General features: G+C 58.1%; 13 protein-coding genes. 5 read left to right on the top strand and 8 right to left on the bottom strand.

The window, feature by feature from the left end:
* Window positions 1-85: 85 nt before the first annotated feature.
* The 5 genes from infB (at window position 86) to pnp (ending at window position 6,826) form a co-directional block, all read left to right on the top strand.
* Entirely contained in the window at window positions 86-2,776 is a 2,691-nt protein-coding gene (gene infB, locus B3Q33_RS12135) for a translation initiation factor IF-2 (RefSeq protein ID WP_035248413.1), read from the top strand.
* A gap of 19 nt (window positions 2,777-2,795) precedes the next feature.
* On the top strand, window positions 2,796-3,206 hold the full coding sequence (gene rbfA, locus B3Q33_RS12130; protein ID WP_035248414.1) for a 30S ribosome-binding factor RbfA: 411 nt from the start codon (window positions 2,796-2,798) through the stop codon (window positions 3,204-3,206).
* Between the two features lie 17 nt (window positions 3,207-3,223).
* Window positions 3,224-4,141, top strand: coding sequence for a tRNA pseudouridine(55) synthase TruB (truB, locus tag B3Q33_RS12125; RefSeq protein ID WP_035248416.1), 918 nt, complete (start codon window positions 3,224-3,226; stop codon window positions 4,139-4,141).
* Between the two features lie 77 nt (window positions 4,142-4,218).
* Window positions 4,219-4,488: a 30S ribosomal protein S15 gene (gene rpsO / locus B3Q33_RS12120; protein ID WP_035248417.1), complete on the top strand. Its 270-nt coding sequence runs from the start codon at window positions 4,219-4,221 to the stop codon at window positions 4,486-4,488.
* 244 nt (window positions 4,489-4,732) lie between these two features.
* On the top strand, window positions 4,733-6,826 hold the full coding sequence (gene pnp, locus B3Q33_RS12115; protein WP_272963374.1) for a polyribonucleotide nucleotidyltransferase: 2,094 nt from the start codon (window positions 4,733-4,735) through the stop codon (window positions 6,824-6,826).
* 87 nt (window positions 6,827-6,913) lie between these two features.
* Here pnp and B3Q33_RS16605 read toward each other — a convergent pair whose 3' ends face one another.
* The 8 genes from B3Q33_RS16605 to folK all read right to left on the bottom strand — a co-directional run bounded on the left by B3Q33_RS16605 (window position 6,914) and on the right by folK (window position 13,431).
* Window positions 6,914-7,099, bottom strand: a complete 186-nt coding sequence (locus B3Q33_RS16605; protein ID WP_414631550.1) for a TRL domain-containing protein — start codon at window positions 7,097-7,099, stop codon at window positions 6,914-6,916.
* The gene (locus B3Q33_RS12105; protein ID WP_286827701.1) at window positions 7,054-7,230 is read right to left on the bottom strand and encodes a hypothetical protein; all 177 of its coding nucleotides are present in this window, start codon (window positions 7,228-7,230) and stop codon (window positions 7,054-7,056) included. The genes B3Q33_RS16605 and B3Q33_RS12105 overlap by 46 nt, the downstream gene beginning before the upstream one ends.
* 217 nt (window positions 7,231-7,447) lie before the next feature.
* Complete coding sequence (gene acs, locus B3Q33_RS12100) at window positions 7,448-9,385, bottom strand: acetate--CoA ligase (protein ID WP_272963372.1); 1,938 nt, start codon at window positions 9,383-9,385, stop codon at window positions 7,448-7,450.
* A gap of 363 nt (window positions 9,386-9,748) precedes the next feature.
* On the bottom strand, window positions 9,749-10,129 hold the full coding sequence (gene panD / locus B3Q33_RS12095) for an aspartate 1-decarboxylase (RefSeq protein ID WP_035248421.1): 381 nt from the start codon (window positions 10,127-10,129) through the stop codon (window positions 9,749-9,751).
* Window positions 10,130-10,217: 88 nt separating this feature from the next.
* Entirely contained in the window at window positions 10,218-11,075 is an 858-nt protein-coding gene (gene panC / locus B3Q33_RS12090) for a pantoate--beta-alanine ligase (RefSeq protein WP_272963371.1), read from the bottom strand.
* A gap of 201 nt (window positions 11,076-11,276) precedes the next feature.
* Window positions 11,277-12,065, bottom strand: coding sequence for a 3-methyl-2-oxobutanoate hydroxymethyltransferase (gene panB, locus B3Q33_RS12085; protein ID WP_272963370.1), 789 nt, complete (start codon window positions 12,063-12,065; stop codon window positions 11,277-11,279).
* Between the two features lie 177 nt (window positions 12,066-12,242).
* The gene (locus B3Q33_RS12080; RefSeq protein ID WP_272963369.1) at window positions 12,243-12,944 is read right to left on the bottom strand and encodes a deoxynucleoside kinase; all 702 of its coding nucleotides are present in this window, start codon (window positions 12,942-12,944) and stop codon (window positions 12,243-12,245) included.
* Complete coding sequence (gene folK / locus B3Q33_RS12075) at window positions 12,928-13,431, bottom strand: 2-amino-4-hydroxy-6-hydroxymethyldihydropteridine diphosphokinase (protein WP_272963368.1); 504 nt, start codon at window positions 13,429-13,431, stop codon at window positions 12,928-12,930. Before folK ends, B3Q33_RS12080 begins: the two co-directional genes overlap by 17 nt.
* Between the last annotated feature and the right edge of the window lie 100 nt (window positions 13,432-13,531).

Here is a 13,531-nt window from a genome sequence, read left to right as displayed (position 1 = left end):
GGGCAGTGCGGTCATTCGCCCAAAGGGCAATGGCCCAGGCTATTTTCAATAGCCTGCTAGAGACGGACAGGAGAGTGTTGCTGACATGGCAGAAACGACCGTAAAGAAACTGGCCGACATCGTAGGGACTCCCGTCGAGAAGCTGCTTATGCAGATGAAAGACGCCGGATTACCCCATGGCGATGCCAGCGAAGTGGTCTCCGATGAGCAGAAGCAGCAGCTGCTGGCTCATCTGCGCAAGTCCCATGGTGCCGCGGATACCGAAGCCAAGAAGATTACCCTCAAGCGCAAGTCCACCAGCACCATCAAGACTACCGGTGCGGCGGGCAAATCGAAGACCGTAAACGTGGAAGTGCGCAAGAAGCGCACCTACGTGAAGCGCGAGACGCTTGAAGAGCAGGAACGCGAGGAAGCCGAACGCAAGGCGGCCGAAGAGGCTGCGCGTCTGGCGGAAGAAGAGCAGCGCCAGGCTGAAGAAGTTGCCAAGCGTCAGGCTGAAGAAGCGGCCAGCAAGAAAGAAGAAGACGCCAAGGCCCGTGCGGAAGCCGAGCGCAAGGCTGCAGGCGAAAAGGCGGCGGAAGAGAAGACCAAGCGTGTCTCCGTGCCGAAGACAGCGGCCGCCAAAAAGCCTGCCAAGGCAGAAACGGCTGAAGAAAAAGCCAAGCGCGAAGAAGCCGAACGCAAGCAGCGTGAAGCCGATGAAGCCAAGCGCAAACAGGAAGCAGAAACCCGCAAGAAAGCGGAAGAGGAAGCTGCTCGCCGTACCGCTGAAGAAGCTGCCCGTATCGCGGCGGAGCTGGAAAAACGTGGCGATCAGGAAGAGAAAAAGCCTGAGGAAGAGGAAGACAAAGGGTCTTCCATTGTTGTTGCCGCGCAGGAAGCCAGCTATCAGCGTGAAGAGCGCCAATCTCGTCGCCGTCGTCGCAAGCCGAAATCAGCTGGCGTGGCTCACGGCCAGATGAAGAGCTCCATGAATAAGCAGCACGGCTTTAAAACCCCGACGGAGAAGAAAATCTACGAAGTCGAAGTACCGGAAACCATTACCGTGGGCGATCTGGCCCAGCGCATGAACATCAAGGCCAAGCAATTGATCAAGGCCATGATGAAGATGGGTGAAATGGCGACGGTCAATCAGTTTATTGATCAAGAGACCGCATTCCTTCTGGTAGAAGAAATGGGTCACAAGCCCGTTGCCAGCAAAGGGCAGGAAGAAGTTCTTGAAGATCACCTGGCCGGCATGGTTGTTAACCGTGATGAGGGGGATCTGAATGATCGCGCTCCAGTGGTGACCATTATGGGCCACGTGGATCACGGCAAGACCTCCCTGCTGGATTACATCCGCAAGGCCAAGGTTGCCGACGGCGAAGCCGGTGGTATTACTCAGCATATCGGTGCCTACCATGTAGAGCACGAGAAGGGCATGATCACCTTCCTGGATACTCCGGGCCACGCAGCCTTTACGGCCATGCGTGCCCGCGGTGCCAAGGCTACGGATATCGTGGTGATCGTGGTTGCTGCTGACGATGGTGTGATGCCGCAAACCGCCGAGGCGATCGACCACGCCAAGGCGTCCGGTGCGCCGATCATCATCGCCGTGAACAAGATTGATAAAGAGCAGGCGGACCCGGATCGTGTTCGCAATGAGCTGGCCACTAAGGATGTGATCCCGGAAGAGTGGGGCGGTGAATATCAGTTCATCAACGTGTCTGCACATTCCGGGCAGGGTGTAGATGATCTGCTTGATGCCATCCTGCTGCAGTCCGAGCTGCTGGAACTGAAAGCACCGTCCACGGGCTCTGCCACTGGCGTAGTGATTGAATCGCGTATTGAAAAAGGCCGCGGTACCGTTGCTTCCATTCTGATCCAGGCGGGTCAGTTGAATATCGGTGACATGCTGCTGGCTGGCGCTCACTTCGGCCGCGTACGAGCTATGGTCGACGAGAACGGCAAGCCCATCAAAACCGCCGGTCCTTCCATCCCGGTGGAAGTACTGGGTCTGGATGGTGCCCCGGAAGCAGGTGAACAGGTGCAGGTGGTGCCCGACGAGAAGAAGGCCCGTGAAGTGGCTGAATTCCGTCAGGAGCGTGATCGCGACCTGAAACTCAAGCGTCAGCAGGCCTCCAAACTGGAGAACCTGTTTGAGAACATGGGCAGCGCAGAAACCAAGACCGTCAACATCGTCCTCAAGACCGATGTACGCGGCTCCCTGGAAGCGCTCACTGGCGCCCTGCATGATCTGGGCACCGATGAAGTGAAGGTGAACCTGGTATCTGCCGGCGTAGGTGCGATCAACGAATCCGACGTCAATCTGGCCATGACCAGTGAAGGCGTACTGCTGGGCTTCAACGTCCGTGCTGATTCGAAGGCCAAGAAACTGTGCGAACAGGAAGGCTTGGATCTGCGTTACTATAGCGTGATCTACGAACTGATCGACGACGTCAAGTCGGCCATGAGTGGTCTGCTGGCACCAGAGAAGCGCGAAGAGATCCTTGGTACCGCCCAGGTTCGCGACGTGTTCCGTTCTTCCAAGTTCGGTGCCGTTGCCGGCTGTATGGTCATCGAGGGTACCTTGTACCGCAATCGTCCGATCCGCGTGTTGCGCGATGATGTCGTGGTCTTCGAAGGCGAGCTCGAATCGCTGCGTCGCTTCAAGGACGATGTCCAGGAAGTACGCAACGGCATGGAGTGTGGTATCGCTGTGAAGAGCTACAACGACGTGAAAGCCGGTGACAAGATCGAAGTCTTTGAAGTGAAGGAGGTGGCGCGCTTCCTGTAAGGAGCGTGCCCCGTTAGCCATGAGCCGTCATCGTCGCCCGCAGGGCTTTAACCGTACCGACCGGATTGCCGATCAGATACAGCGTGAGCTGTCGCGGTTACTGCAGTTTGAAATGAAAGACCCGCGGGTAAATCTGGCCACCATCCAGGATGTAACGGTGTCCCGGGATCTGTCCTTTGCCGACGTGTACTTCACTCTGCTGGGCAAGGGCGAGGAAGAAGGCGCCGAGGCGGAGGAAGTACTGGTAAAAGCCAGTGGCTTCCTGCGCAGCAGCCTGGCTCAGAGCCTCAACACCCGCACCACCCCCAAATTGCGTTTCCATTACGACATGACCCCGGAAAGGGCGGCACATCTGTCACAGCTGATTGATGAAGCCCGCGCGGAAGACCGGGAATTGCGTCCGGACAACGACGAAACCGAAAACGATTAGTGTAGCGGAGCTGTCAGGTGGCAAAACGTCGTCCTCGTGGCCGTAACGTCAACGGCATCCTGTTGTTGGATAAAGTCGGTGGTGTCAGCAGTAATGGCGCCCTGCAAATGGTCAAGAAAATGTTTGCCGCGGCCAAGGCCGGTCACACCGGCAGCCTGGATCCGTTGGCCACCGGCATGTTGCCGATCTGTTTTGGTGAGGCCACCAAATTCAGCCAGTTCCTGCTGGAGTCGGACAAAAGCTATCGGGTCACCGCCAAGCTGGGAGTGATTACCGAAACCGGCGATGCGGACGGTGATGTGGTCAGCACCACAGCGGTGACGGCGACGCCTGCACAGATTGAAGACGCCCTGATGTCCTTCAAGGGGGATATCGAACAGGTGCCAAGCATGTATTCGGCGATCAAGCACCAGGGTGTGCCGCTTTACAAACTGGCCCGTGAAGGCAAGACCGTGGAGCGTAAACCGCGCCCGGTAACGATTTATGATCTTCGCATCTTGCGTATCGAAGGCGATGAGCTGGAATTCGAAGTGGATTGTTCCAAAGGCACCTATGTGCGTTCGCTGGTGGAAGATACCGGTGAGAAGCTGGGTTGTGGCGGCCATGTCACCGCCCTGCGCCGTCTGTCTGCCGGTCCCTATCCGGCGGAGCGCATGCTGACCCTGGAACAACTGGGCAAGATCAAGGAAACCGGCGGCTTCGAAGCAATCGACGAGCTGCTCTTGCCTTTATCCACCAGCGTGGCAGACTGGCCGCGCATTGAGCTGGGTGACAATGCTGCCTATTACCTGCAGCAGGGTCAGCCAGTGATGACCTCAGACCGTCCTGCGGACGGTTGGGTAAGTATTTACCAGGCATCCAGTGAAGAATTTCTGGGTGTCGGTGAAGTGCTGGAAGACGGGCGGATTGCCCCTCGTCGACTGGTATCGGGCTGAGACGCCCATCCACAGACGGCAGCTATAAATATGCATGGCTGACCGCGTCTTTTTATTGAGCATATTGGAGAAATAGAATGGCGTTAACCACTGAACAGAAAGCGGAAATCCTGAAAGAGCACGGCCAGAAAGAAGGCGATACCGGGTCCCCGGAAGTACAGGTTGCTCTGCTGAGTGCCAATATCAATGGCCTGCAGGACCACTTCAAGGGTCACAAGAAGGATCACCACAGCCGTCGCGGCCTGATCCGCATGGTAAACCAGCGTCGTAAGCTGCTGGACTACCTGGCCAAGAAAGACCGCACCCGTTACCTGCAGCTGATCGAAAAGCTGGGTCTGCGTCGTTAAAAGACCGCAGATCGGGTAACCACAACAGAAGCTCGGCAGTCGCCGGGCTTCTGTTGTTTCTGGCCTGTGGAAAATGGCTGGAGATCACGTTCGGAATACCGCTGGCTAAGGGCTTCGGGCGTATCTGTTGGCTAATTTACGGTTGGGCCAGGCGCCCTGGCGGGCTATGATGCCTGGGCAAAAGATGAATTGTTATCAGAGGCATGGGCCTCGAAGATTGTCGTGAAGAGAGAAGAGACGAGATATGTTCAATAAAATCACTAAACAGATTCAGTTCGGCCGTGACACGGTAACCCTGGAAACCGGGCAGATCGCCCGCCAGGCCACCGCTGCTGTCATGGTTCGTATCGGTAACACCGAAGTGCTGGTTACCGTGGTAGGCAAAAAAGAAGCGGATCCCAACAAACCCTTTTTCCCCCTGACCGTTAACTATCAGGAAAAGACCTACGCAGCCGGCCGTATCCCCGGTGGCTTTTTCAAGCGTGAAGGTCGTCCCAGCGAGAAAGAGACCCTCACTTGCCGCCTGATCGACCGCCCGATCCGCCCACTGTTTCCCAAGGGCTTCATGAATGAAGTGCAGGTAGTCGCCACGGTCATGTCTGCCGACAAGAATCAGGATCCGGATATCGCTGCCCTGATCGGCACCTCCGCCGCCCTGTCTATTTCCGGCATTCCTTTCGGTGGCCCCATCGGCGCTGCCCGCGTTGGTTTCAAGGATGGCATGTATATCCTCAACCCCAGCCGCAGCGAACTGGAAGAATCCGCCCTGGATCTGGTGGTTGCCGGTACCGAGCCTGCGGTGTTGATGGTGGAATCCGAAGCCAAAGAGCTGTCCGAAGACCAGATGCTGGGCGCTGTCCTGTTCGGTCACATGGAAATGCAGCCGGTTATTCAGGGCATCAAGGAATTTGCTGCCGAAGTGGGCACCCCCACCTGGGAGTGGCAGCCCGCTACCGAGAACACCGAGCTGAAAAACGCCATCAAGGAAAAATTTGAAGGTGCGCTGGGCGAAGCCTATACCATCACCGAGAAGATGGCCCGTTACGCCAAAGTGGGCGAGCTGCGTGATGCCTGTGTGGAAGCGTTTGCCACCGGCGAAGAAGGCGCTCCGGAAGCCGGCGAAGTGAAAGAGCTGTTCGGCAAGGTCGAGAAATCCGTGGTCCGTGAAGCGGTAGTGTCCGGCAAGCCGCGTATCGACGGCCGTGCTCTTGATGCAGTACGTGCCATCGAATGTGAAGTCGGCGTGCTGGCCAAGACCCACGGTTCTGCCTTGTTCACCCGTGGTGAAACCCAGGCCATCGTTACCGCCACCCTGGGCGGCATGCGCGATGCCCAGTTCATCGACGCACTGGAAGGGTCCCGCCAGGATCACTTCATGCTGCAGTACAACTTCCCTCCCTACTGTGTGGGCGAAACCGGCATGATCGGCTCTCCCAAGCGTCGCGAGATCGGTCACGGCCGTCTGGCCCGCCGTGGTGTGGAAGCGGTAGTGCCTGACGAGAAGGCTTTCCCGTACTCCATCCGCGTGGTGTCCGAGATTACCGAATCCAACGGTTCCTCCTCCATGGCGTCCGTATGTGGCACCTCCATGGCGCTGATGGATGCCGGTGTTCCCCTGACCGCGCCAGTGGCGGGTATTGCCATGGGTCTGGTGAAGGAAGAAGACGGCCGCTTCGCGGTACTGTCCGATATCCTCGGTGACGAAGATCACCTGGGCGACATGGACTTCAAGGTGGCCGGTACTGCCCGTGGCGTAACCGCCCTGCAGATGGACATCAAGATCGAAGGCATCACCGAAGAGATCATGGAGAAGGCGCTGGAACAGGCCAATGCCGGCCGTATCCACATCCTCGGTGAAATGGCCAAGGCGATTGCTGAATCTCGCACCCAGGTATCTGACAATGCGCCGACCCTGCTGACCCTGAAGATCAATCCGGACAAGATCCGTGACGTGATCGGTAAAGGCGGCGCCACCATCCGTGCGCTGACCGACGAAACCGGTTGCACCATTGATCTGGAAGACGATGGCAGCGTGAAGATCTACGGTGAAACCCGCGAGAAGGCAGAAGAAGCCGTGCGTCGTGTGGAAGAAATCACTGCCGAAGCGGAAGTGGGCGCCATCTACGAAGGCAAGGTCACCAAGGTGGTGGATTTCGGTGCTTTCGTGGCGATCATGCCCGGTACTGAAGGCCTGCTGCACATCTCCCAGATCGCTGAAGAGCGGGTTGAGAAGGTGTCTGACTACGTCAATGAGGGCGACCTGATCAAGGTGAAGGTTCTCGACGTGGATCAGCGTGGCCGTATCAAGCTGTCCATGAAGGAAGCGAAGGAGGGCTAAGCCTTTCTTTCTCCGCTCCACAAAAAAGGCCGGCATTTGCCGGCCTTTTTTGTGTCTGAATACCGGGGTTAGCCGGAAATGGCAGACTTAGTCACCACATACGGTGGTGGTGGTTTCGCCGTACAGGCCGAGGATGTTCTTGAACTTCACATCCACGGTACCAACGCGGGCAATGTCGGCATCCTGCTTGGCCTTGGCGGTGGATGCGTCGCCGAAAGCAAAGTAGCCTAGCCCAGATAGTTCTTCATGGTGGCAGTCCCTTCTTTGGTGCAGGCGACGGCGTTGTCACGCACGTCTACAGGGGCGGCCATGTCACTGTAGATCAGGCCTGGGGAGTAAGGGGTCTGACAGCCGGTGAGGAACAGTGAGCCGGAAACAGCGGCAAGCGCGAACAGCTTCTTCATATTTTCTCCTTGGTTTTCAACATGTTGATTCCGTGCGCAAGGATGCCTTATGACAGAAATATGTCTGTCGGTGAAACGGGATGATATATGTAAGAAATTGACCATTGTGGCTGTGAGATAAACGCGGAGGGTTGGTGTGATAGGCAACGAATAAACAGCAAAAAGGCAGCCTGTGGCTGCCTTTTTGCTGTTGCTTGCGATGGAGCAGGGTGGTGCCTTACTGATTCAGCCGGGTGTCGATCAGCTGATCCACCACCGCCGGGTCGGCCAGGGTGGAGGTATCGCCCAGGCTGTCCAGCTCGTTGGCGGCGATCTTACGCAGGATGCGGCGCATGATCTTGCCGGAGCGAGTCTTGGGCAGGCCGGGGGCGAAATGGATCAAATCCGGTTTGGCGATGGGCCCGATTTCCTGTGTCACCATGTCGCGCAGTTCCTGCACCAGCTCGTCGCTGCCTTCCTTGCCGGCCATGAGGGACACATAGGCATAGATACCCTGGCCCTTCACATCGTGCTGGTAGCCGACCACGGCAGCTTCGGAAATGCTGGTGTGCAGTACCAGAGCGGATTCGATTTCGGCAGTGCCCAGGCGGTGGCCGGACACGTTGAGCACGTCGTCCACCCGGCCGGTGATCCAGTAATAGCCGTCTTCATCACGGCGGGCGCCGTCACCGGTGAAGTAATAGCCCTTGTAGGCGCTGAAATAGGTGTCGATCAGGCGCTGGTGATCGCCATAGACGGTGCGGATCTGGCTGGGCCAGCTGGCCTTGATGGCCAGATTGCCGGAGGTGGCGCCATCCAGTTCGTTGCCGTCCGGGTCCATCAGTACCGGCTGTACGCCGAACATGGGCAGGGTGGCGGAACCGGCTTTCAGGTCCACCGCACCCGGCAGCGGTGCAATCATGATGGCGCCGGTTTCGGTCTGCCACCAGGTGTCGACGATGGGGCAGCGGGACTCGCCCACCACCTTGTAGTACCACTCCCAGGCTTCCGGGTTGATCGGTTCGCCCACCGTGCCCAGCAGCTTCAGGCTGGCCCGTGAGGTCTTTGTGACCGGCTCATCGCCCAGCCCCATCAGGGCGCGGATGGCGGTGGGGGCGGTATAGAAGATGTTGACCTTGTGCTTGTCCACCACCTGCCAGCAGCGAGAGGCATCCGGGTAGGTGGGCACGCCTTCGAACATCAGCGTGGTGGCGCCGTTGGCCAGTGGCCCATAGACAATGTAGCTGTGTCCGGTGATCCAGCCCACATCGGCGGTGCACCAGTAGATGTCACCCTCGTGGTAGTCGAACACATATTTATGGGTCAGTGCGGTGTTGAGCAGATAGCCGGCGGTGGTGTGGACGACGCCCTTGGGTTTACCGGTGGAGCCGGAGGTGTACAGGGTGAACAGCGGGTCTTCCGCGTCGACCCATTCCGGTTCGCAATCGCTGGATGCTTCCGCCATGGCCTCGTGGTACCAGACATCCCGATCCGCCTGCCAGTCGATATCTCCGCCGGTACGTTGAACCGTCAGGCAGGTATGCACGCTATCGGTACTGGCCATGGCCTTGTCTGCATTGACTTTGAGGGGGATGGCCTTACCACCACGGACCCCTTCGTCGGCAGTAATGACGGCACAGGCGCCGGCGTCCTGAATGCGATCTTTCAATGCTTCCGGGGAGAAACCGCCGAACACCACGGAGTGAATCGCGCCGATGCGGGCGCAGGCCAGCATGGCGTAGGCCGCTTCCGGGATCATCGGCATGTAGATCACCACGCGATCCCCTTTCTTGACGCCACGGCTTTTCAGTACATTACCGAACTTGCTCACTTCCTCGAACAGTTGCTGGTAGGAAATGTGTTTGTCCTGATCCGGTTCGTCGCCTTCCCAGATAATGGCAGTCTGATTGGCACGCTCGGGGAGGTGGCGATCCACGCAGTTGTAGCAGACATTGAGGGTAGCACCCTGGAACCAGGTGGCACGGCCTTCGTTGAAGTCCCAGTCGCTGACGGTGTCCCAGGGAGTTTTCCAGTCCAGGAATTCCCGGGCCCGGTCGGCCCAGAAGGTATCCGGGTCATTGATGGACTGTTCGTACCATTTTTCGTAGGTATCGCGGTCCATCAGGGTCTGGGCTTTGAAGTCTGCGGGAACAGGGTGAATGTGGGTCTTGGACATCGGGGCCTCCTTGGGATACTGCCAGTGGGGAGCGCCCGTGGGGCTCCCGGCTTTCCCTTGATTATTGTGTGACGCTCCCTGGCTGGCTATTCAACCATGGTCGAAGGGGGGAGCGGTTTGTTGGCATCAAGAGTAAACAATGTGTTGCTGAATGGCCAAGGGAGGAGGCAGTTAATAGTGAATAGTTAACATTGAATAGTTGCGCGGATGAAGTTTGCGGTTATTGAGGTGCAGATGGACGCGAATGGGTTTGAGTACTGCCGCTGTAAAAGCTTGCCTGCAAGCGATAGGGCTAGCCGCTGAGCGGACAAAAAAACGCCGGCAAAAGCCGGCGTTTCAGGAATTCCTTTTCGGATTTCGGTATCAGGCAACCTGTACCGGAATCGCGTTGCTGGTGCCCTTTACTTCGTTGCCTTCTGCCATATAGATCAGGCTGGGCTTGAAGTTCACCAGTTCGGCGCTGGAATAGCTGGCGTAGGCGCAGATAATCACCCGGTGGCCGGGCTGGGCTTTATGCGCAGCGGCACCGTTGACGGAGATGATCTTGGAACCGGCTTCGCCACGAATGGCGTAGGTTTCAAAGCGCTCACCGTTATCGATGTTATAGATCTGGATCTGTTCGTATTCCAGGATACCCGCCATGTCCATCAGGTCACCATCAATGGCACAGGAGCCTTCGTACTCAAGCTCCGCGTGGGTCACCCGAGCCTGATGGAGTTTTGCTTTCAGCATGGTGCACTGCATCTTGGTTACCTCTTGCGCTACCCGAAGCCTGCGGATACACGTTGTTACTACCAAGCAGGCGCTTCAAGGGGCCGGAAGTATGCATGAATCACCGGTCACGCACAACGGCCAGACTGACATTGTCTATCAATCGAGTATTGCCCAGTTTGGCGGCCACAGCGACCACCAGATCGCTGTCGTCGAAGCCGGCGGGGGCCAGGCTGCGGGCGTTGGCCACGGTCAGATAGTCCACCTGAAAACCGGCCTGCTCGAGGCTGTCACGGTAGCGGCTTTCCAGGCCTCGATAGTCCTGCTCACCGGCTTCGATATCCGCTTTCAGCTGCTGCAGAGTTTGATAGAGTTGCGGCGCAAGTGTGCGCTCACTTTCACTGAGGAAGCCATTACGCGAACTGCGCGCCAGACCGTCACTTTCCCGGCTGGTGCTGGCGCCGACGATCTTGATCGGGAACAGCAGCTCTTCGCTCATGCGGCGGAGAATGGCAAGTTGCTGGAAGTCCTTTTCGCCGAACACGGCCACATCCGGCTGTACGATATTGAACAGCTTGGATACCACCGTGGTGACGCCCCGGAAGTGGCCTGCCCGGCTGGCGCCGCACAGATAGTCGCCAAGGCCATCAACATCCACCCAGGTCTGGTTCTGGCCCAATGGATACATCTCCTCCACGGAGGGAGCAAACAGCAGATCGGTGCCCGCATCCACCAGGGCGGCGGCATCCGCGTCCAGGGTGCGTGGGTAGCGATCAAAATCCTCATTGGGACCAAACTGGGTCGGATTGACGAAAATGGATACCACCACCACGTCGCAACGAGCCCGCGCCTCCTTGATCAGGCTGATATGACCGTCATGAAGATTGCCCATGGTGGGCACGAAACCGACGGACAGGCCTTTCTGGTGCCAGCCACGCACATATTCACGAACCTGGGAGACGGTATGGACGGTTTGCATCAGGAATCCTCAGGTGAAGCAGTTGAAAGTGGAAAGTTAAAAGTTTCAAAGCGCGGGCGATGCAGTGCTAAATGATGAATGCTCTGCCCGCGATTATAGGTCCAATTTGCTGCTACGGCCTTGAGCGCGGCGACAGATCTTCAAGCCCCAAGGGGCTATGATCGCGTTTTAACTTTGAACTTTTAACTTTCAACTGATGTTCTAGAAACAGTGCTCGTCGGCAGGAAAGCTGCCGTCTTTCACGGCCAGGTCATAGGCCTTGAAGGCAGCGCGGATGTCGCCGGTTTCTGCCATGAAATCCTTGACGAAGCGGGCCGGTTTGCCGGGGCTGATGCCGAGCATGTCGTGCATCACCAATACCTGGGCGTCGCATTCCGGGGCCGCACCGATGCCGATGACCGGCACGCTCACTTCCCGGGTAATGCGGGCGCTGAGCTCCCGGGGCACGCACTCCAGCAGCAGCATGGCGGCGCCGGCCTGATCCAGGGTTCTGGCCGCTTCCAGCAGCTCGCTGGCGCCGGCATCATCCTTGCCCTGGACCCGGTAGCCGCCGAGGGCATTGACCGCCTGGGGGGTGAGGCCCAGATGGGCGCAGACCGGGATGCCATTGCGATTGAGAATCTCGATGCTTTCTGCCAGCCAGGCGCTACCTTCCAGTTTGACCATGTTGGCGCCGGCCTGCATCAATGCGGTGGAGGTCTCCAATGCACGCTCAACGGTGGCGGCGCCCATGAAGGGGACGTCGGCAATAATCAGGCTGCCCTGATTGCCCCTGGCCACGCATTCGGTGTGGTAGGCCATCTGCTCCAGGGTTACCGGCACGGTGCTGGTCTGTCCCTGGATCACGTTTCCCAGAGAGTCGCCTACCAGAATGGCGTCCACGCCAGCTTCCGAGATCAGCCGGGAAAAACAGGCGTCGTAGGCGGTGAGCACGGAAAACTTCTCGCCGTCCTGTTTGCGTTTGTGCAGGGTGCGGATGGTGACTGACATGGGAAACCTCCTGGGGAAATTCAGGGGCGAGCTACAAGCTTCAAGCTACAACACGGTCAAAGCTGTCAGGTTTTGCAGCATTTGTGCCGCGCACAGACTTTGTCGCGGCTTCCTGGCTTTCAGAGCGCACAGGGCCATGTCGCGTTGAAGCTACAGGCTCGAAGCTCGTAGCTAGTTTTAGCCGACCAGCGGCCGGGGGTTAAAATAGTGGCGCCCGGAACGGATGTCCAGCAACTCGCTCACTAGTTGCTGGTAGTCCCGGTCGTGGTTGACCAGATCAATTTCCGCCGCATTGACGATCAGCAGCGGTGCCCGGTCGTAGAAATGGAAGAATTCCGTGTAGGCATCGCTGAGCCGGTCCAGGTAATCGCTCTGGATGCCTTGCTCGAAATCGTTGCCGCGACGGCTGATACGCTGACGCAGCACCTGGGCGGGGGCCTGTAGATAAATCACCAGGTCAGGCTGCGGGGCGTCCAGCGTCAGGTGGTCATCCACATTGCGGTATAGCTCGAATTCATCCTCGTCCAGGGTGACCTGGGCAAACAGGCGGTTCTTGTCGATCAGGAAGTCGGCGATGCGGGGCCCGGCGAACAGGTCCTGTTGCTGGATCTGGCGTAGCTGGTCGGCGCGCTGAAACAGGAAGAACAGCTCGGTCTGCAGGGCATAGCGGGCCGGGTCCTGATAGAAGCGGGTGAGGAAAGGATTGTCATCTGCCTGTTCCAGGAGCAGATCGTAACCGAAGGTCATAGCGAGCCGTTTCGCCAGGCTGGTCTTGCCGGCACCAATGGGGCCCTCAACGGCAATAAAGCGCGGCAGGGTGCGGGCCTGCCGGCGTTGTTCAATGCGTTCGGTCAGTGTTTTCTCATTCGATGAGTGCATTTCGATCCAGCTCTGCCAGCGGTGAAATCGGTTGTTCGGTTACCTGCCCCAGAAAGCTACTCAGTGCGGTGCCATCCGGCAAGAGGGCGTCGGGGCAAATTTCCAGTAATGGCAGCAGCACAAAGGCCCGCCGGGTCATTTGCGGGTGAGGAACCTGTAAGTCATCGCTATCGATGGCGCGGTTGTCGATTAGCAGGATATCCAGATCCAGGGTGCGTTCGCCCCAATGGCGCAGGCGCTGGCGGCCTGCTGCCAGTTCCAGGGCCTGCAGGCTGTGGAGCAGGGTGTGGGGGGCAAGAGAGGTGTCGACTGCGGCGACCGCATTGACATAGTCAGGCTGATCCTGGGGGCCGACGGGAGCACTGGTGTAGAGCCGGGAGTGCTGGCGCAGGGTTAGACCGGGCAGACGTTGCAGTGCCCACAAGGCCGAGATCAGCCGTTGCGAGGGGTAGTCCAGATTGCTGCCAAGGCCGATAAAAGCGTGCATCAGGGCTCCCGGTTCGGATCAGGGGAGGGGCAAGTTACGAGTGACGAGGAACGAGTTTCGAAAACCAGAACCGGTTGTCATTCGAAACTCGCTCCTCATC

The organism is Alcanivorax sp. UBA3183, assembly GCF_002364155.1.
In the GTDB taxonomy this organism is placed as follows: Bacteria; Pseudomonadota; Gammaproteobacteria; order Pseudomonadales; family Alcanivoracaceae; genus Alcanivorax; species Alcanivorax jadensis.
The sequence above is the reverse complement of the archived record's forward strand: the minus strand, read 5'-3'. Positions and strand labels throughout refer to the sequence as shown.